General features: G+C 28.7%; 19 protein-coding genes, 1 riboswitch and 1 other annotated feature. Of the genes, 4 read left to right on the forward strand and 15 right to left on the reverse strand.

Going from position 1 to position 21,070, the window contains the following annotated elements; all coding sequences use genetic code 11:
• Positions 1 to 38: 38 nt before the first annotated feature.
• The 6 genes from tyrS to BUB34_RS08055 form a co-directional block, all read right to left on the reverse strand.
• The gene (gene tyrS, locus BUB34_RS08030) at positions 39 to 1,244 is read right to left on the reverse strand and encodes a tyrosine--tRNA ligase (protein ID WP_073126284.1); all 1,206 of its coding nucleotides are present in this window, start codon (positions 1,242 to 1,244) and stop codon (positions 39 to 41) included.
• A gap of 147 nt (positions 1,245 to 1,391) precedes the next feature.
• Positions 1,392 to 1,636 (reverse strand) — a binding site (T-box leader).
• Between the two features lie 185 nt (positions 1,637 to 1,821).
• Positions 1,822 to 2,655: a glycerophosphodiester phosphodiesterase family protein gene (locus tag BUB34_RS08035; protein ID WP_084120299.1), complete on the reverse strand. Its 834-nt coding sequence runs from the start codon at positions 2,653 to 2,655 to the stop codon at positions 1,822 to 1,824.
• A gap of 42 nt (positions 2,656 to 2,697) precedes the next feature.
• Positions 2,698 to 3,669: a YybS family protein gene (locus BUB34_RS08040; RefSeq protein ID WP_073126286.1), complete on the reverse strand. Its 972-nt coding sequence runs from the start codon at positions 3,667 to 3,669 to the stop codon at positions 2,698 to 2,700.
• Between the two features lie 212 nt (positions 3,670 to 3,881).
• Entirely contained in the window at positions 3,882 to 4,856 is a 975-nt protein-coding gene (locus BUB34_RS08045) for a CPBP family intramembrane glutamic endopeptidase (RefSeq protein WP_073126288.1), read from the reverse strand.
• Positions 4,841 to 5,605: a LytR/AlgR family response regulator transcription factor gene (locus BUB34_RS08050; protein ID WP_073126290.1), complete on the reverse strand. Its 765-nt coding sequence runs from the start codon at positions 5,603 to 5,605 to the stop codon at positions 4,841 to 4,843. The genes BUB34_RS08045 and BUB34_RS08050 overlap by 16 nt, the downstream gene beginning before the upstream one ends.
• Before the next feature lie 195 nt (positions 5,606 to 5,800).
• Positions 5,801 to 6,268 carry a metal-dependent transcriptional regulator gene (locus tag BUB34_RS08055; protein WP_242948853.1) on the reverse strand — a complete coding sequence of 156 codons (468 nt, stop codon included), beginning with the start codon at positions 6,266 to 6,268 and terminating at the stop codon, positions 5,801 to 5,803.
• Positions 6,269 to 6,404: 136 nt separating this feature from the next.
• Between BUB34_RS08055 and BUB34_RS08060 the strand changes: the two genes are divergently transcribed.
• Positions 6,405 to 6,632, forward strand: coding sequence for a FeoA family protein (locus BUB34_RS08060; RefSeq protein ID WP_073126292.1), 228 nt, complete (start codon positions 6,405 to 6,407; stop codon positions 6,630 to 6,632).
• Between the two features lie 27 nt (positions 6,633 to 6,659).
• A complete protein-coding gene (gene feoB, locus BUB34_RS08065) occupies positions 6,660 to 8,786 on the forward strand; it encodes a ferrous iron transport protein B (RefSeq protein WP_073126294.1) in 2,127 nt (708 codons plus the stop codon).
• Between the two features lie 581 nt (positions 8,787 to 9,367).
• Here the strand turns inward: feoB and BUB34_RS08075 are convergent.
• The 8 genes from BUB34_RS08075 to BUB34_RS08110 all read right to left on the reverse strand — a co-directional run bounded on the left by BUB34_RS08075 (position 9,368) and on the right by BUB34_RS08110 (position 18,032).
• Complete coding sequence (locus BUB34_RS08075; RefSeq protein ID WP_073126298.1) at positions 9,368 to 11,029, reverse strand: dynamin family protein; 1,662 nt, start codon at positions 11,027 to 11,029, stop codon at positions 9,368 to 9,370.
• A 4-nt stretch (positions 11,030 to 11,033) separates the two neighbouring features.
• Positions 11,034 to 12,383: a GTPase gene (locus BUB34_RS08080; RefSeq protein WP_073126300.1), complete on the reverse strand. Its 1,350-nt coding sequence runs from the start codon at positions 12,381 to 12,383 to the stop codon at positions 11,034 to 11,036.
• A gap of 9 nt (positions 12,384 to 12,392) precedes the next feature.
• The gene (locus tag BUB34_RS08085; protein ID WP_073126302.1) at positions 12,393 to 12,749 is read right to left on the reverse strand and encodes a GTPase; all 357 of its coding nucleotides are present in this window, start codon (positions 12,747 to 12,749) and stop codon (positions 12,393 to 12,395) included.
• A 148-nt stretch (positions 12,750 to 12,897) separates the two neighbouring features.
• Positions 12,898 to 13,659 (reverse strand): ABC transporter ATP-binding protein, encoded by a 762-nt coding sequence (locus BUB34_RS08090; protein ID WP_073126304.1) that lies wholly within the window; start codon positions 13,657 to 13,659, stop codon positions 12,898 to 12,900.
• A gap of 5 nt (positions 13,660 to 13,664) precedes the next feature.
• The gene (locus BUB34_RS08095; protein WP_143153357.1) at positions 13,665 to 14,681 is read right to left on the reverse strand and encodes a FecCD family ABC transporter permease; all 1,017 of its coding nucleotides are present in this window, start codon (positions 14,679 to 14,681) and stop codon (positions 13,665 to 13,667) included.
• The gene (locus BUB34_RS08100; RefSeq protein ID WP_073126307.1) at positions 14,671 to 15,579 is read right to left on the reverse strand and encodes an ABC transporter substrate-binding protein; all 909 of its coding nucleotides are present in this window, start codon (positions 15,577 to 15,579) and stop codon (positions 14,671 to 14,673) included. Before BUB34_RS08100 ends, BUB34_RS08095 begins: the two co-directional genes overlap by 11 nt.
• 158 nt (positions 15,580 to 15,737) lie before the next feature.
• A riboswitch (cobalamin riboswitch) is annotated at positions 15,738 to 15,910 on the reverse strand.
• Positions 15,911 to 16,107: 197 nt separating this feature from the next.
• The gene (locus BUB34_RS08105) at positions 16,108 to 16,992 is read right to left on the reverse strand and encodes a sigma-70 family RNA polymerase sigma factor (protein ID WP_073126309.1); all 885 of its coding nucleotides are present in this window, start codon (positions 16,990 to 16,992) and stop codon (positions 16,108 to 16,110) included.
• Positions 16,993 to 17,510: 518 nt separating this feature from the next.
• Complete coding sequence (locus BUB34_RS08110; RefSeq protein WP_073126311.1) at positions 17,511 to 18,032, reverse strand: type I restriction enzyme HsdR N-terminal domain-containing protein; 522 nt, start codon at positions 18,030 to 18,032, stop codon at positions 17,511 to 17,513.
• 258 nt (positions 18,033 to 18,290) lie between these two features.
• On the opposite strand from BUB34_RS08110, the gene BUB34_RS08115 reads away from it, so the two are divergent.
• Together BUB34_RS08115 and BUB34_RS08120 are read left to right on the forward strand one after the other, a co-directional pair.
• Positions 18,291 to 19,091: a CAP domain-containing protein gene (locus BUB34_RS08115; RefSeq protein WP_073126313.1), complete on the forward strand. Its 801-nt coding sequence runs from the start codon at positions 18,291 to 18,293 to the stop codon at positions 19,089 to 19,091.
• Between the two features lie 452 nt (positions 19,092 to 19,543).
• Positions 19,544 to 20,752, forward strand: a complete 1,209-nt coding sequence (locus tag BUB34_RS08120; protein ID WP_073126314.1) for a DUF1002 domain-containing protein — start codon at positions 19,544 to 19,546, stop codon at positions 20,750 to 20,752.
• A gap of 119 nt (positions 20,753 to 20,871) precedes the next feature.
• Here the strand turns inward: BUB34_RS08120 and BUB34_RS08125 are convergent.
• Positions 20,872 to 21,070, reverse strand: a 199-nt coding sequence (locus BUB34_RS08125) for a transposase (RefSeq protein ID WP_143153358.1), incomplete at its 5' end; no start/stop codon positions are given.

Below are 21,070 nucleotides of genomic sequence, written 5' to 3' on the forward strand. Positions count from 1 at the left end.
TAGATATAAGATTTTAAAGGATATTTTTAATAAATATTCTAAACTAACTCAACTTTAACAAATATTTTCTTTCCTATCTGAACTATTAATTCATTTTCAACCTTAACTTCAGCTAAATTAGTTACTTTTTCTCCATTTATTTTTACTCCACCTTGTGTAGCTAATCTTCTTACTTCGCTCTTACTTTTTACAACTCCATTTGAAACCAATATCTCAGGTAAGTCAAAATCATCTTTACTTCCTTGTAAAGTTTTTATATCTGTAGGTATTTGTCCTTGTTGAAATACATTTTTGAATTCTACTTCAGCCTTCTTAGCTTCTTCTTCTCCGTGGTATAATGCAACTATTTCCCTAGCTAAATTCATTTTTATATCTCTTGGATTAGTTTTACCTTCTTCTAATTCTAATTTTATTCTATTAACTTCATCAGGGTGAACATCAGTTACTAAATTGTAGTATTTTACTATTAACTCATCTGGTATACGCATAGCCTTAGCATACATTACTTCTGCCTTTTCATCTATTCCAATGTAGTTTCCTAAACTCTTACTCATCTTGTCTTTACCATCTAAGCCCTCTATTAGAGGCATCATCATTACTATTTGTGATTCTTGATTAAACTCTCTTTGTAAAGATCTGCCCATAAGTAAGTTAAATCTCTGATCTGTTCCTCCTAATTCTATATCAGCCTTTATAGCAACCGAATCATATGCCTGCATTAAAGGATAGAAGAATTCATGAACTGATATAGGCATTTGGTTTTCGTATCTATTTTTAAAGTCTTCTCTTTCAAGCATTCTTGCAACAGTAATTGTAGCCGCTAATTTTATTACTTCTTCAAAATTTAATTTTGCCAACCATTCGCTATTAAATCTAACTTCTGTTTTTTCTTTATCTAATACCTTAAATATTTGTTCTTCGTAGGTTTTGGCATTTTCTAAAACTTGTTCTGTAGTTAGTGCCTTTCTCGCTTTAGATTTTCCAGTTGGATCACCTATTTTACCCGTAAAGTCTCCTATTATTATAATTACCTTGTGTCCCAAATCTTGTAATTGCTTCATTTTTCTAAGCACAACTGTATGTCCTAAATGTATGTCTGGAGCACTAGGATCTAATCCTAATTTTACTATCAATTGCCTTTTTTCTTTTTGTGCCTTCTCTAATTTTTCTTTTAGTTCTTTTTCATCTATTATATCTTCTACACCTTTCATAATTATTTTAATTTGCTCGTCAATAGTTTTCATCTTTATCCTCCTAATTTTTATAAGTCCATAATAATAAAAAAATTTTCTATTTAAAAACCTTAAATAATAATTTTTTTAAATGATAATTTTTTTGAAATGCATATAATAAAGATAATTTCCTATGCATTAAAAAAAGCCCCTGTCCTATAAAAGGACGGGAGCTGTGCTCACGTGTTACCACCTTAATTTATTAATATCTCACGATATCAACCTCTTTAAGTATAAATATACTCAGCACTATAACGTGTGCGAAACGGTAGACTCCTACTAATCTTATGTTTCAGAACCACTGCTCATAGATGTATTCAAACTAACTTACTTAATTCCTTTCACCAACCGGAACCTCTCTGCAAAGATACATTAGCCCTACTTCTTCTAGTCATAGCTTTAAATATTATATTTTAATAATAATATATTAATATTTTCATATTTTGTCAACCTATTTTAATATTATGTTCAATTTTTTTCTATTTATGCTAATTGATAACATAAACTTTCAAATATTGATTTGTACTAGGTGCTTATCTACTACCTAAAGTATTGGTTAATAAGTATTGGTTAATTTTTATTTTTTTGATTATTTAGGTATAAAACTATCAAATATTATATTATCAGAATACCTATTTGCCTTTTCTAAATCTTTTGGGCTGCCAACAGTCCATGAAAGAGTTAATATCCCCTTTCTTCTTAAAGAAGAAACTCTAAAGTGCGGTAATCCATCTAATTCATATGCAATATAGTTTGGTCTACTTTTATAGTTTAACATTAAGTTTTCCAGTGCAAACTTTTCATACCACCTTAAACCGCCGGAGTCTTTTTTAAATGTACCTGATAGTTGACCTCTAACTACTTCACTAGCATTGTTTTTATACCACTCTAACACAAATGGATTAAAAGATTGAATAGCGTATTTTCCACTGTAGTTTTTTGTAATATTATACACGGACTCACTAAGTTCAATTACATTGTCACTATCTTTTATTTCAATTATTATAGGTACCCTTCCATCTACCAAATCTAATACATCTTTTAATAGAGGTATTTTTTCATCTGTACCTAGAATATTTAACTTTTTAATTTCTTCATATTTAACTTCACCTACATATTTATTGTATCCAGTTATACGCTTTAGGTTTTCATCGTGGAACACTATAATTTCTTCGTCCTTCGTAAATTGGACATCTAGTTCTATTGGATAGCCACTCTGAATCGCATTTTCAAACGCTGCCAATGAGTTCTCCGGGTGGCTTTCGTCAAATAATCCTCTATGTGCTATTGGAGCTTCCTTTAGATAACTTATTTTGTCAGCCTCTAGCACGCTACCACTTGATATATACTCATATATTAATGTGGCTAATACAGTAAGAAAAATAATATCCACTGAAATTACTTTTATACTTCTTTTATTCATAATTTCCCCTCTCCAAAGTATTTAAAGACTGTTTTTGAAATACTATTTTTTTGTAGCCAATGCGTACGTATAGCTGTTTATTATGTCTATTTGCTTTATTATTATATTTATTTTCCTATCAAGGATTATATTTGATATAGCTAGACCTATAGTCGTTAATTTTAAATTAACGAAAAACAGTATCATTATTGATATACCAAGTACTCTTGGGTAAATAATCTTCTTATACTTTGCCATAATAAAATTTTGTATTGAAGTAAAAGAATCTCTCATTACAAAATATATACATATATACTCTGAACATATTATACTAGTCTTTAGATAAACTAAGCTATAATCTATATTGAAAAGTCTTATAATTTCAATTATAAATATATATGCTACTGATAAATAAAATATATTTTTTGAACAGCACAAAAACCTTCCACAACTTCTAAAATTTCTTATAACTAGAAATTTCTTTTTTGAATTTAATTTTAAAATATTGATTTTGTTGCATAGCATTAGAGATAATATATATATGCTAAATACTGTTCCCAATACGAATAGAGATATCATTAAATAATAGGCTATATCCGCGAATTCTCTTATAGGAACATACTTCATATAACCTTGGAACTCTTTCATAAAACTATAACCTATCAACTTAGATGCATATACATCTACAAAAATCATTATAATAACTCCTATAATAGAACTACATAAAATATCATCTAGTACTGTAGTCGATTTTTTCATCATAAATCCACAAGTTATACCTAAAATAATACTCTGACTTGCCCATATAGCTGTTCCTATATTTCCAAGCACTAAAAATATTATAAGTAGTGAACTAAGAGCTGATAGTAAAGTATACTTAATATCACATTTTATACATATAGAGCAAAAAAATACTGGTACTATAAAATCCAGGTATAACATATATCCAAATCCTGTTCCAACTATAACTATTGTAGCAACTATAAACAGCGATGATAATAAAGCCGCTTCTGTTAATTTTTTAGTTTCATTCAACTTTATACCTCCAAAAAATCTTACTGCATTTTAGCAATTTAATTAAATCTAAAAATTACAACATAAGCCTATTATACCATTTTTTTATCGATGGTATTAAAAGTTGCATCAACTAATTTGATTTATGTAATATAAATAGTAATAGCTATAATTAGTATTTTATAAAATTCATACTAATTATAGCTATTTTAATAAATGTAAGTTTTTAATTATTATATTTTCTCTATTCCTCCTATTGCAATTAAAGTATTCAACAAAATAAATGCAAGTATCCAAAATCTTGTAAGTGCGTAGGAACAAGACTTTTTAACTGGTTTATTAATTTTTATATAGTTTTTGAGTTCTTCTTTTTTAGAATTTAAAATTAATAGACTTAAAGCAAAAATAAAAGCAGATAAACCACCTGAAATAAGAGTTTCTAAAAAATCATTTCCTCCATATGACATATAAGACATTACTTCTGATATTAGGTTATTAATAGTATGGAGTAAAATAGCCCACTTTATAGAGTACTCAGTTCTAACATATCCCAAAACTAAACCTATAATAATTGCAAATATTGATTGAATTAAATTAGCATGCATTATACCAAATAAGACCGCGGATATTATGATAGCAAAACCTTTACCATATTTTTTTAGAGATCCTAAAACCGCACCCCTAAACACAACTTCCTCAATAATAGGTCCTACAAATGCTACATATAAAAACATCGAAAATGTTTGACTTCCACTTGTAGCTTCCTCGATTTGACCCATAATAGAAAATCCTATGCTATTTAATCCTGACTCTAATAAAACCTGCAAAATTACTGCAATAAATTGTGGCGCCATTAAAATCACAAACATAGTTATAAATGTCTTTAGGTCCATTTTTTTGTTAGTTTCAGTTAAGTCCTCTGTAAATAACTTATTCTTTCTGTATATATAAATAAAAATTAATCCTACAACAACAGATAGTATGTATGACCATCCATTATTTGCAAGATTATTAACTACTTCCTCGGTCATTTTTTCCACTAACTTTTCGTTATTGCTGTATTTCATAGCTATGGATATAGATACCCCTATTGATATAACAATAAATACTCCAAATAGAGAAACCGTATAAAGCATTATGGCCTTTCCTAAACTATTCATATCCTTTTTTATTTCTTTTTTTTGTTCTAACGCTAGTTCTTCCTGCATACAACCCCTCCTACTTTTGATATTATTATTTTACCAAAAATACTTAAAAAAACTTCATTTTGGTATAGAATGTTTTTTATTTGTGATGAATTGTAAATATTAATCCTAAAACTTACCTGTCTACTATCGTATGAACATACATAATCTAAATTTACTATATAACTTCTATGGCAACGATAAAAACAACTTTCTTGTAAATCCTCTAGAAAATCCTTTAAATTTTTTCTAACTTTATGTTCTTTTACTCTACCGTCTAAATCTGATTTAACTCTAGTGTAGATATGCACATAATTTCTTATAGACTCTAAATAAATAATATCGTCTAAGTAAATAATACTATCCCCATCAATAGTGTGCAGTAGAAGGGATTTTTTAGTCGAAAAATTAATATCGATATAGTCCAATGTCGATATTAATTTTTCTTGATTAATCGGTTTTTCTAAAAACCTAAGAGCATTTACCTCGTATCCATCTATAGCATATTTTGTGTGACTAGTTAAAAATACTATTATCTCATTTCTTCTGTACTTTCTAATTATTTTGGCTGTATCTAGACCATTTATATCTTTCATCTCTATATCTAAAAACACTATATCATATACTGCCCCAGAATCATAACTCTCAAGTAATTCCTCCCCCGAAGAAAACTCATATATATCTAGATTAGAATAATTTTTATAATACTTGTCTATAGACTCTATTAATTGCTTTCTAAAAACAATTTCATCATCACAGATTGCCAGTTTCATATTGTAATCACCCACCTTTACAGCCTTTTTATTCTGTATTTATAATTTTATATTTCATTTATATACTTAATTATAATGTAACTGTCTGTAAAGTAGGGGTACTTATTTATAAAAAAAATTTCTATCTAAAACCTTTAAATGATAATTTTTTTGAAATGAATATAATTTCATATGCATTATAAAAAAATAGATGATTTAATCTCTTTTAAAATTCCTCAGTTTTTCTAGTATATCTTTTTCATGATTTAAAAAATCGATTAACTTATTAATTTTTCTAAGCGTTTCTACGCTTATAGTATGTTCTATCTTCTCAGTTTCCTCATGTATACCATCTTCAACACCTATTAGCATGAGGAATTCATATATTGTATTATGTCTATCTAAAAGCTTTTTACCAACAATCTTACCTATTCTCGTAAGCTTTATATCCCCATATTTTGTATATATAAGCAAATTTTTTTTGTCCAGCTTCTTAACCATTTTTGTTACTGATGGTGGCTTTATATTTAATGACTTAGATATGTCATTTAGTTTTATAGAGCTTTCTTCAAAAGATAATCTATAAATCATTTCTATATAATCCTCTTCACTAGGAGTCAGAGAATTACTTTTCATATACTCGCTAAAAGTATGGTACTCTTCGTTTCTTACCAAAAAAAACACCTCCCCACATTTAATTGTATTAACAATCTATCTTTATAATGTATCTTTTATTAATATCCAGTAACAAAGATATCCCTAAGTGCATAAATTTAAATTAGGAATGTTAGCTTAGGCTAAATTTTAAGGAGGTGCCATTTTGAAGAAACTTGCTGATATAGATGTGAGAAAGACTGTTAAAGTTGAAAACCTTCTATCTACTGGGAATTTAAGAGAGAGAATGCTTGCACTTGGTTTAACTCAAGGCGCTTTAATAGATGTAGTTAGAAAGGGTCCTAAAAATAATCTGACAGTTTATAATATTAGAGGAACTAAGATAGCTCTAAGACAAGAAGAAAGTAGCTTAATATTAGTCTCTTGTATTTAATTTTTCATTTAGGGGGGAGATATAATTATGGGGTTAACTCATGAAACAACGAAAATTAAATCTTTAAAAGATATGTTTGATATTGAAAAAAAAGAAGATCAATTTGTAATTGCACTAGCCGGCAATCCAAATACAGGTAAAAGTACTGTCTTTAACCACTTAACAGGGCTCAGACAACATACAGGAAATTGGCCTGGAAAAACAGTAGCTACTGCACGTGGTGATTTTAATTATAAAGATACTAACTACGCATTGATAGATCTTCCCGGAACATATTCTCTATTTGCAATGTCTCAAGAAGAGGTTGTTGCACGTGATTTTATATGTTTTGGCAATCCTGATGCAGTAGTAGTAGTCTGCGATGCAACTTGTCTTGAAAGAAACCTTAGCTTGGTATTTCAAGTTATGGAACTTACTGACAAAGTCATCTTATGTATTAACTTAATAGATGAAGCAAATAAAAAAGGAATCCATATAAACAAAGAAAAAATTGAAGAAGAACTAGGGATACCCGTAGTGCTAACTGCTGCAAGAAGTGGAGTTGGAACTGATGATCTTCTTAAGTCTATAAACGATGTATGCTTTGATAAATATAAGTTTAATAATAAACGCATAACTTATGATGAGAATATAGAAGATATAGTTTATTCGCTTGAAGGTGAATTAAGAGCTGCAATACCTTATATAAGCCCAAGATGGTTAGCCCTTAGACTTATAGATGGAGATGAGAGCATTTTTGGCTCTATGAATAATTGTATAGATGGAGATTATATGAAATCTCTAGAAGAAGTAAAAAATAAAATTCCAAAAGGTATAGACAGACAAGAAACAAGAGATAGATTTAGCAAGATAAATTACGATGCAGCTAAGGACTTGGCTGATAGAGCTTGTATAAATAAAATAAACCTCAGTAGAAATAATGATAAAGATGAAAAAGTAGATAAGATACTGACATCCAAAATCTTTGGGCTACCAATTATGCTCTTATTATTAGCCGGTGTACTTTGGATTACAATACAGGGTGCAAACTATCCTTCTACCATGTTGGCTGAATTTTTATTTGCATTCGAGCCTAAACTTACAAATCTATTAAGTGCTATACACTTACCATTATGGATAAATAATATGTTGGTACTGGGAGTATATAGAACTCTTGCTTGGGTTGTTTCTGTAATGCTACCTCCTATGGCAATATTCTTTCCTATATTCACTCTTCTTGAAGATTTTGGATATTTGCCAAGAGTTGCATTTAATTTAGACCACATGTTTAAAAAAGCTTGCGCTCACGGGAAACAATGTCTGACTATGTGTATGGGATTTGGGTGTAATGCAGCTGGTGTTATCGGGTGTAGAATAATAGATTCACCTAGAGAAAGATTGATAGCTATATTGACAAATAACTTCGTACCTTGTAATGGTAGATTCCCTACTCTTATTGCTGTATCGACTATTTTCTTTAGCTCTATTATAAATAACTCTTTTGTTTCTAGTATAACTACTGCACTATGTGTTACTTTGTTAATAATATTTGGTGTTATAGTTACTTTGCTTGTTTCATATACACTTTCTAAGACCCTTTTAAAAGGAGTTCCATCCACTTTTACATTGGAATTACCACCTTATAGGGTCCCTCAGATAGGTAGAGTATTGTATACATCTATAATAGATAGAACTATATTTGTTTTAGGTAGGGCTATTGTCGTTGCTATGCCAGCAGGTCTTATAACTTGGATATTTGCAAATATCTATATAGGGGATCTTAGTCTATTGGTTCATGCTGCAAACTTTTTAGATCCATTAGCCAAAATTATTGGCCTTGATGGATTTATACTACTGGCATTTATTCTAGGTCTCCCTGCAAATGAAATTGTTATTCCTATTCTTTTAATGTCTTACTTGGCTACTGGTTCTATGATAGAACTCGATAGCTTCCAGGCTTTAGGAGAAGTTTTAAGAAATAATGGATGGACCTATTTAACAGCTTTAAATGTTATGTTATTTAGCCTACTTCACTGGCCATGTGCTACTACTCTTATAACAATAAAAAGAGAAACTGGCAGTTCTAAATGGACGGCTTTAGGCTTTATAATTCCTACAGTTATTGCATTTTTAGTTTGTCTATCCACAACAGCTATTTATAATTTATTTGTTTAAAATCATCGGTATTTATGGGTTTATCTTATAATACAAATCCATAAATACCTATTTTTTTTGCAACAAATTATTTCTCTATTCTATTATATTTTACAGTATATTATATCTATTAATATAATTTTAGTGTTATAATTGTTGAAAACTGCCCTTTAATTGGTTTTTTTATAATTATTTTTCAGATGATATTAAAAAGATAATCAAGTAAAATTTAATTAAAGCCTGTTCGATTTTTAAGGAGGGAAGTGTGTCTATGTTTATTTTTTTGCTTTTGATATTTACAATTTGCCTAATTTATTTTATATATATGGTTTGTATACAGATTAAATATATATCGAATATTAATCTACTTTTAGGTATGGATATCAACAAACTATATTTAGAAGAAGAAAAAAGCAGTCTTAGTATGTCATCTTACATAAATCATATGGTAAAAACTTTTGCTATGTATCTATACAAACTCCAAAGACTTTTCTAAATTTAGGAGTAAACCTTTAGTAATTATAAAATTTTTTATATGCATTATAAATAAGGAGCTCAAAGAGCTCCTTTACTTATATTCTTAACTTAATTGTATTATATAATTAGTTTATTATATATTTTTCTAGATTTTTAATATAGCTATCTATACTTTCACAAAATGTCTCTGCCTCACATTTATCTATGGATATACCTTTATTAACACTAAACATTTCCTTTGTTTTATCTATTATTTCTTTGCTTGAGTTTTCATATCCCTCGCTTAAACTTTTAGCTACATCTAGTTTTAATTGTTCTACAAATCTATTTATTTCTAAGATAATATCGTTATTTTTTTGCTCCATTTTAACCTTCTCATATATTAATTTTCCTAAACCTCCAGTTATTGTCCCGGCAATTAAAAGAGGTGGACAGTATGCCAAAAGTGCATTCCCTATAGTTAGAGATGCTGCAGATGATCCTATTGCAGATGAATAAATAGATATAATTCCTCCTGATGTTGCACCTAATACTGCTCCTGTTCCCAGTGTTGCTAGTAGGTCATTTAAATTTATATTAGAATCATCTATCTTTATATTTGGTGCGTTTAAAATTTCTTTTTTATATTCTATATTGTCTACAGATTTTTTTATACTTTCATCTACCTCGTATTCTATTTCCTTTAGGCACTCGTTCCATTCTTTGAAATATATAGAGTCTAGGTCATTCTTTTTTCTATTTATAGTTTCATTTATATAATCTTCATTTATATACAACCTAGCATTTGCAATATTATCATTTATTTTATATAACTCATCGCCCAAAAATACTCTGTTTATCCAGTCGCTTATTTCAAAATTCATCTTGTCGTTTATATATTCGCATTTCTTTTCAATTAGGCCTTCATACTTATTTAGTTCACCCAATATTATATTTATGCTCTTTAAGTAATCATGATGATGTATAATCTCTTTATGAATTATACCTTCCAAGGATGACCTTATACTAGAATCCTTTATACTTTCACAATTATTACATACTTCTTCTATATATTTATCAAGGTTTTGAAAGTTCTCCCTTAAATCATCGTAATCAGATATAACCAAATCCGCATCACCTATAGATGCCTGCTTACTTATTCTATCCTGATACTCCATATATGCCGATATCATAAAGAAGTCCTCTATATAAATAGAGTATTCATCTTTTATGTACTCAAGCACATCCAATCTATCATCCTCTAGCAAATCTGCTTTATTGACTATACCTGCCATTGGCTTTTTGTAGGTAGAAATTAAATCCAGAGTATCATATATATCCTCTTGCCCTAAATGGGTTGCATCAAATAAAAATAAAATTAAATCTGCATTTTGTATATAATTTAATGTTTTTTGTTCATTTCTATCAGTTATACTCTTAAGACCCGGAGTATCAACTATATTTACCCTTTTTAAAAATTCTCTGTCCAAGTATACCTTCTCTACACCTTCTATATTGGCTCTAGTTTCTTTTTCTCCATAAGATATTTCTATTATAGAAGAGGTTGCCTCTAGTACATCCACTTCACTTACTTCTTTTGATAAAATAGCATTTACCAAACTAGATTTACCCGACTTAACCTCTCCAACTATTACTATATTTAATGGAGATTTTTCTTTTTTCTCTAATATTTCTAAGCTCTCCATTATCTCATCTAGGTTTTTGGAGATTAGCTTTTTAAACGGTATATTATCACCTATATTTTTTCTAATAGGAGAATCTATTAATACTTTTTTTATTTCTTCCAAAATATCACCCCAACTTTCTTAATATTTCTTCTATGTTATCTAAACAATTAATATGCTTGTTTATATCCAAATAATCTAAGTAAATTAGGTTAAAATTATAATTTTTAACTTTATCTATATCATTTCTTATAAGGTTTATCTTATAGTCTAGTTCTTCTAATATATCGTCTATTAGATATTTAATTTTAGTTGAAATTATATTTACTGGTAATTTTTCTTTTGAAATGTAATTTAGATTAAACGAAACCTTAAAATTATTATTCATGGCACTCATATATTTATCTTCAATATCACCCGAAGTAAACATAGCCCTTGAATATAAATATATATATATCTTTTCTAGTTTTTTGTTGCAGATATATTCTAATCTTCTAACATCTTCGTTGATTTGGCTCTGAGTAGTACTCTTTAGATACTCATATTTTTCCATACTCTTTAAAAATTTATTAACATACTCTTTAATTTCTTCTGTTTTTTCCTTTATCTGAAATTCTATAGTATTATACTCACAAATGTCCTTGTATAGCCGCCTCTTATATTGATCTATGTACTCTATTATATTTTTGCCTGTAATAGATAAATTTTTATACTTGGATATAATTTGATTTTTTGCAGCTGTAAGTTTAAAATTTTTATCTATACTGTTGTAGAGTTCTTCTATATTGCTTTCACTTATTAGAGATTCATCATTTAAACTCGTTCCTAATAATGCATTTTTCGCAGATATAAAAACTATGTCCTTGAAAATATCTTTATACATGGATTTTACTTGTGTTTTTATCCGTTGTATATCATCTTTGTCATTATTTTTTAATATATCAATCTTATTTACTACTAAAATCATATTCTTAGTTGAACACATCTCGGTGGGTTCACTGTATATATTTAAGCTATTATCCTCATTTATTAAGTGAATTTTTTTTATAGCATTGTTGCTACCTAAAGACACTATATTTTGAACATCTATTAACCATATAATCCCATCTGCTCTTTTGTAATAAAGCTTAGATCTATCAATATCTTCATTAAGTAAAGTTTGATTTAGGCCTGGCGTATCCACCAGTATAAAATCTTTTAGTATTCCATCATTATTTATAAAATACTTAGTCTGAACTATCTCCGACCTATAAAGGTGCTTAGCCTCTAAATCTAATTTATATTTTTTCAAATCCCATATATCAGTATTTTTCTGAATTCGATAGTGCTTTAGTTTCTTAGAAATAAATTTTTTTGAATTTTTATATTTTTCTTCTTCTTCCCTTAGTATTTTTTTACCTTTTGAAAGACTCTTTGATATATTCCTTTTGTCGCTATACATTATTTCAATTCTTTCGTATTTAGACTTTATAAACAAATCAACCTTTCATGTGTTAGGTATATTAGATGTTTTAATTAAATTTTCTTTTAGAAGTGCATTTACCAATGTTGATTTCCCATAATTGCCTTGACCCACTATAAATATCAAAAATGGGTTCTCTAACTCTTTTATACTCTCTAGTGCTGTTATGACCTCCTTTTGTATATACTCTACTAACTCCTTGGTTCTATTTATTCTTTTTATAGAACTTTTCATATCAATTTCATAATATCTTAAAACACTATTTTGAATTTCATTGATTGAGCTTTTATCTATAATATCCTTTAAATTAGCTATATTTATATTAATATTTTCCATTATAGAAGTTAACTTATAGAATTCTTCTTTTCTGTTTAAATGCATACACTCATCCTCTACTTATTAAAATATTTACTAATATATATGAATTTTTTGTGTCCTAAAGACTTAAAATTTAACTTTTAAAAACTAAAAGTAGGTACTAAATTTTTAAGTCTTTAGTACCTACTTTTATAATTATATATTTTAAAATTTAGACAACTTCCCATCTCTTTAGTATTTCTAGCATAAAATTCTTAATATCTAATCCATAAATCTCCTTTAATAAGCTTTCATTTAAAACATCTTTGGAGCTACCATATGAAATAGCTTGTCCTTTGTTCATCATTAGTACATTATCTGCAAAATATTGAACTAAATTCAAATCATGCAAAACTCCAATTACTATCTTATTGTTTTGTTTTGCCCAAGAATTTAAATTTTCTAAAAGTTCTATTTGATGCTTTAAATCTAAGTGGTTTGTAGGCTCATCAAGAAGTATTATATCTGGATTTTGTGCAAATATTCTAGCCAAAAAAACCCTTTGCAGCTGACCTCCAGATAATTCACTTATCATCTTATCCTTAAGTTCATATAGATTTACTTTTTTTATGTTCTCAATCACAATATTCTTATCTTCAATTGACAAATCTGAAAATACCCCTTTTAAATAGGGATATCTTCCAAAAGCTACAGTATCATAAACCGTGTATGGAAAGTATATTTGAGATATTTGACTCATTAGACCTACCTTAGTAGCTAGGTACTTTCTATCCATAGAACTCATTTCCTTACCGTCTATTTTTATACTTCCTCTGTAGTCTATAATATTTGCTATAGATTTTAAAAGTGTACTCTTGCCACATCCATTTGGTCCAACTATACATAAATTTTCTCCTCTATTTACAGTTACGCTTACATCTTTTATTATGTCTATGCCATCATATCCACTATAAATATTTTTTATTTCCAACATATAAATCACCTAGCTTTTTTAAAGTATACGTATGCAAAGAATGGTGCTCCTATTATGGCTGTCACAGCCCCTACTGGTAATTCAGATGGAGATATTATTGTCCTGGCAATAAGGTCTGTTGTAACCATTAAACACCCTCCAAAAACAAACGACATTGGTATTACATACTTGTGTCTCGATCCAAATATTTTTCTTACTAAATGTGGAGCTATTAAATCTACAAAACCTATTGTTCCACTTAAAGATATTGCCCCTCCTATAAGTACTGTAGAATATATAAATAATTTTTTCTTTATTGTTTCAACATCTATTCCAATAGACTTTGCCTGTTCATCACCAAGGGTAAGTATGTCCATTTCTTTTGTGTATCTAAGTATACCAATCATACCCACTAATAGAAATGGAAGTATTAAACGCACATAACTCCATCCTTTCATAGCAAAACTTCCCATTTGCCAAAGCGATATACTCTTTAGGTCTTCGGAAAACAAAGCCGTCAAAGTTGTAAGAAGTGCATTCACAAATAAAGAAAATACTATACCTGACAATATTATGGTGTTATTTGACATGGTTCTATCTATCTTTGATGAAAATGCGATTACAGAATATACAGTTGCCAACCCAAATAAAAAACCTACTATAGGTAATGTAAATGAACCTATTACAGGGATTGATATTCCTGTAATTATAACTAACCCAGCCCCTAGTGATGTGCCCGAAGAAACACCAAGAGTATATGGTGATGCCAACTGATTTTTTAGAACGGACTGAACTACAGCCCCACTAGTGGCTAGACACCCTCCAACTATAAACGCTAAAAGTACCCTCGGTAGTCTTAGATGCCAAATTATAGATATATTTTTTGTATCTACTCCGTCTTTCAAAGGGATTTTTAATATTTTATTAAACAAAATAGATGCTGTTTCCAATATATTAATATTGGAACTTCCTAAAGAAGTTCCAATACATATTATCAAAAAAACTAAACCTAAACTTAAAATAGCGTACTTTTTATTTTTCATATTTATCCGGATATATTGCCTTAGCCATTTGGTCTAGAGCCAATATTATTTTATTTGATGGACGAGATGAAGAGTTTTTATCTACTTTGTATACTTCATTATTTTTTACTGCTTTTATATTCTCAAATCCATCTCTAGTTTTTATTTCTTCTATAGAGTTTTTTGGATAATCTACATTAGTAAGTATTACATCTGGGTTTTTATCTATAATAGATTCTGCACTAGGTGATATCCATGACTTTTCATCTTTAAATATATTTTCTGCACCAACTATTTCTATCATTTCATTTAAAAATGTATCACTGCCGAAACTATACATATCTGGAGCTGGAGCTATTTCAAAGTAAACACTTTTTTTATCCTTTATTGTTTTTCCTATAGATGCTATCTTGTCTATTTCAGACTTCATATTTGATATTAGTTCTTCTCCCTTTTTGTCTTGTCCTAAAACATTTGATATGAACTCTATATCTTTGTATATTCCATCTATACTATCGCTACTTGGTATATATACAACAGGGATTCCTGCGTCAGAAACTGCTTTAAATGGATCTCCTGCTGATCCTGTTTTATTGTGACCAGAGGCTATTATTATGTCTGGTTCAAGGGCAATTATAGCTTCTGCATCTGGATTTGAAAAATCTATTTTTGTTAGATTACCCTTTAAACCCTCTATATCTGAAGAGTATTTATCTATTGCAACCAACTTATCCCCTAACCCTAAATCTAGTATAACTTCAGTATTAGATGGGGCTGTTGAAACTATTTTCTCTATTTTGGTAGGGATACTTACTTCAGTTCCTTCCCTATCTATAATTTTTCTTTGTTTTTGTGAACTACATCCAACCATTATAAACATCATTATTGCCAATAAACACGCTAAAAATCTTTTTTTCATTATTTTTCTCCTTATTTTTCCTACTTATTTTTTCTCAATAATTTAACTACTATAAAATTATCCTCCTCTCTTAAATAATTTAAGTAAGATGCTAAAATTTGGAGCTTTAAATTTAGTCCCAATTAATATTTTGCATCTAACATCTTACCCACAGCAGATATTAGTATATATAATAGGCAGTTCTCCCGGCTTAACTTCATCCTACTCTCTAACCTTCCCAATTAAATCAGTGGTATATAAGATTTCGTCTGTATCACGGTTACTGGGGTAGCTTGGAAATCTAATCCAATTCTCTATTAAGTAAAACTACACCTATTATATTTTTGATTAATAACTTGCATACACTCTAAGTGTCGTAATTTGAAGTTTCCTCTATATATTATAATAACTTATAAATAGTTTGTAAATCTAACCAAGTAAACAAATTCAAAATACAATAGCATACTACTACATTATAACCTATATAAAATTTATAAATCAAACTAGGGGATCACTCACGTAATCCCCCAGTATCTACCTTGTTTTTATCTAGTAGAAATTTTTTAATTTTTTTAATCTACTTGGATGTCTTAATTTTCGTATTGCCTTAGCTTCTATTTGTCTTATTCTCTCCCTTGTTACACCAAATACTTTGCCTATTTCCTCTAAAGTTTTTGGTGTATCATCGTCAATACCAAATCTCATTCTTAAAACCCTTTGTTCTTGATCATTAAGATCTTTCAATAACTCTTCTATTTTTTCTTTAAGATTATTTTGTTCTACTTCATGAATTACAACATCGTCATAATTATCATTAGAAGGTATAAATTCTACCAAGCTACTTTCTTCATCTTCTTTTATAGGAGTATCTAAGGAAATCACATTTTTCTCACGTTTTAGTATATCTATTATCTTTTCAATTTCAAGATCACAAGCCTCTGCTAATTCATTTAAATTAGGCTCCCTGTGTAATATATTTGAAAGCTCTTGCTTTTTCCTCTTTACAAAATTTATTCGTTGGTGAAGATGTACTGGTATTCTAATAGCATTTTCACAATCATCAATATATCTTGTTATACTCTGCTTTATCCACCAAGTTGCATAGGTACTAAATTTATAACCCTTCTTGTAATCATATTTATCAACCGCTTTTATAAGTCCAATATTACCTGCCTGAATTAAGTCAAGTATATCAATACTTTCTTTTCTATATTTTTTAGCAATACTAACAACAAGCCTATAATTTGCATTGATAAATTTCTCTTTTGCTAGTGGTGAACAGTTAATTATTCCCTTTGCCAACTCAATTTCCTCTGCCGCAGACAACATTTTGTACTCTTCAATTTCTTTTAAATACATCTTCATAGAGTTTGATGCATTTGATGAGTTTGCATAAATATAATTTTCATAAGTATGTTCTCTTTTAGCCCCCATAATTTAACCCCTTCTATATATAGTTTGTTAATTGAAACGTTAAAGTGTCTGTAGCCTTTATTTATTTTTATAATATGATTATCTCAATAAAAAAATGCCTGTTTAATAACTATTGAATGTCAATAAATTTATTTATTTATAATTCTACATATATACATTAAATTCCTTGTTTTTTATATACATTGTCGTAAAATATTATTAGATTTGCAGATATAAATGAATATTATTATTTTATTGTGAAATTATGTGACATAATTTAAGTTTTTATATCGAAGTGATTGTTTATTTTTAAAAGAATAAAAGACTACACAATGTGCAGTCTTTTACTCCCGAACGACCTTATAGTCCCTGTTATATTAATAAGCCTTTAGTATTTGCCCCAACACCAACGGTCTATAAAATACATACAATTCTATATGTATTTTTAATTGATTTTAACTTAATAATAATAACACCATTAAATTCTATAGTCAAGTTGGGATAACCCCTATAAGTATGTAATTTTACAGCTATACAGCTTATTCGTGATGATGTCCGCAGCCACATTCATGGCCTTCCTCTGTGCATCTACAACTATGACCTTCTCCTGTGCATCCACATTCGTGTTCATGTCCGTGTTCTTTTTCTAATTCATCAGCCATTTCTTCCATTTCCTTAAATTCTTTTACCATTACCTCATAAGTTGGAAGAGCTGCCTCTGTATCGTATTCTTCACCTCTCCAGTCTGCATACATCATTGCATCCCCGTTAGTTAATACCAGTCTTCCTGACATAGTTATGTTGTCTACTTCCTCTAAAAATTCTATTTGTTTGTCTAATACTTCGCCTTCTAATTCTATATCCTCATCAACACATTTAACTATCATAACTGGTACATAATAATCTTCTTCATCTTTAACATTAACTACTATATCTAATATACCTTCTGCTCCCTCTTCAAACTCAGATAAATTTACATCTGTATCTATCATTTCTTGTGGAACTAATAAGTCCTCTATTAAATATTTTATGACTCTGTCTTTTACTAATTCTCTTGACATAATTTTCTCCTTTCAAGCTAAATTTCTTTTTGATAAAGTATTTTCCTTTTATAGTATACTACATTAAGCAATTTTTCAATCAATTAGCTGAAATATTTATATATGTAAACAGTAAAAACTCTATATTAGCATATATTTACAGTATATATTTTAAAATTCTATGTTATTATAGATTTACGGGAGGGATACCCCTACCATTAAGGTTACAATTTAGAAACAAATTCTAAATATTTCAAATTTTAACAGCGAGGTGTTTTTATGACAAAAAGAATGAAAACTTTATTATCTTTGGCAATTGTGTCGGCTACAACTGCTTCAACTATATTGCCTGTAAGTGCTTTATCAAATGAATATCGTTCAAAGGTTTATTATAAGAATTGCATATACTTAAATGTAAATGGTAAGAGATTTACACTACCTATAGGCTCATGCTTAACTAAGCCTTCAAATCCTGATGTTAATGTAAATGAAAGTAATTCTAACACTAATAACAGTACTGAAAACGTAAATAATACTGATACTGCTACTAACAATAATAGTAACAACACTAACAATAATAGTAACAACACTAACAATAATAGTAACAACACTAACGACAAAGTAAACAGCACTGAAAACTCTAATAAGTTACCTGAAACAACTAAAGGAAATGAGTCTCAATTAACTGGTAACTTTGCTTCTTATCAAAAAGAAGTTTTAGATTTAGTAAATGTTGAAAGAACTAGTAGAGGTTTAAAACCACTTAAATTAGATTCTAATTTATCTAATGTAGCAACTACTAAATCTCAAGATATGATCAACAAAAATTACTTTAGCCATACATCTCCAACTTATGGTTCTCCATTTGATATGATGAAGAAATTCGGAATCAGTTATAGAACTGCCGGAGAAAATATAGCTATGGGACAAAGAAATCCTAAAGAAGTTGTAACTGCTTGGATGAATTCTGAAGGCCATAGAAAAAATATTTTAAATGCCAATTTCACTGATTTAGGTGTTGGTGTAGCTAAAGACGCTAAAGGAACTATCTACTGGACTCAAATGTTCATTGGAAAATAATAATATAATATTTAAAACCAAGTATAGCATCTGATAATTTCAGGTGCTATACTTTACTTATCCAATACAAATTTCAAATTAGTATTTCAGCATATCATAAATATATTAAATTCATAAATACTCTACATTATTATATACCTTACATTATTATATAAGTAAATTCTAAGCTACTTCTTTATTACAATCTTGTAATCGCATTGATTTTAAAATTAGTTTATATTATAGTATATCAAGTAGATATATTTCATAAAGATTATAGATATTTATTTTTCTAATTTTTAAATTAAAATTTCTATAGACTAAGTTTTTCAAAAAGTCTTCCATCTAATAACTTAAATCGACTTGTTTTTATAGGTATTTTTCGGTTGACTTTTTTTAATATATAAGTAGGTAAGATTATAATTTACCTTATTGTAATTTTTAAAATTGCTTACATAATTAGGAGGTTAGGTATGAAATTAAAAAAGAAAATTAGTTCACTTATAATATGTTGTACTCTGATATTGGGAAGTTTTAACTTTTCCTTTGCAGATAGTACAAGGATAGTAACTCTAGGTGCAAACTTAACATCAGAACAAAAAGATAAGATGTTAAATTACTTTGGAGTTAAAAAAGATGAAACAATGATTTTAGATGTTACAAATGCTGAAGAAAGAAAATACTTAGAGGGAGTTGCTAATGATTCTCAACTTGGTAAGGTAACTATATCCTGTTCTTATGTTGAACCAACATCTCAGGGAAATGGAATAAATGTAAAAACTGCAAACCTTACATGGGTTACAAGTTCTATGATAGCTACAACACTTTCTACTGCTGGGTTGCAAGATGCTAATGTAATAGTTGCAGCACCTTTCCCTGTAAGTGGTACAGGTGGACTTACTGGTGTAATGAAAGCTTTTGAGAGCTCAACTGGAAAGAAACTAGATGAGGAGAAAAAAGAACTAGCTACAGAAGAATTAGTAGTTACAGGTGACTTAGGTGATGAAGTTGGTCAAGAAAAAGCCACTGGTGTAATAAACGATATAAAAGCAGAGATTATAAAAAATGGAACTCACGATACTGCACAAATAGCAGAAACTATAAATAATATCACTAATAACTATAATATTAATTTAAGCCCTGAAGAGTTACAAAAAATACAAGATATGATGTTAAAAATATCTAAACAAGATTATGACTATAATAGTATGAAGCGTACATTAAGCAATGTTTCTGATAATGTAAATGCAGACTTAAAGGCTTTAGGAGAAGATGTAAAAGGTACTGGACTTTTTGATTCTGTAAAGGGTTGGTTTGGTAATTTATTTAATGGTGGAAGTAAAAACTTAGGTATACTAGAAAAGACTAACGATAGTTTACTTGGCAACAATGCTAAAATAGATGCCACAGATGATAAGGCTATAAAATTACCAGATAGTCAAGAAGTAGAAGGATTCTTCGAAAAAGTATGGAACTGGGTATCAGGCTTGTTTGGAGGTAATTCTGAAAATAAAACTGAAACTCCTAAGCAAAATAACAATCAAAATACAGACTCAAATAATGCTAAAGATGTCCAAGAGAATAACACTGAAAATAACTCAGGTGATAATTCAAGCATTGATATACAAAAAGAAACTAATGAACATTTTGACACCAATTCTGAGAACTCAAACAACCAATAATTATAAAAATGGCACTTCAAAGCTAATTTTGAAGGCTCTTTGTCAAATAACGTTGATGAAGTCAATATTTAATTTTTAAAGGCAGCATCTAATACAGTTTTCATGTATAGATGCTGTTTTTAAATTACTTGTATTTTTTCTCTTAGTAATACTCTTAATCTTAAATTTTTAAAACTTCTAAATCCGAAGGATACTCTTTTGAGTACTTTAATAGTATTATTCTTACCCTCAACCCTAGCATTTGTATATTTTGTAATTAAAGCATTTAATACGTACTGTTTTTTATTCTTCAAAGATTTAAGGCTTGTTCTAAAGCAT

Source organism: Asaccharospora irregularis DSM 2635, assembly GCF_900129815.1.
Lineage (GTDB): Bacteria > Bacillota > Clostridia > Peptostreptococcales > Peptostreptococcaceae > Asaccharospora > Asaccharospora irregularis.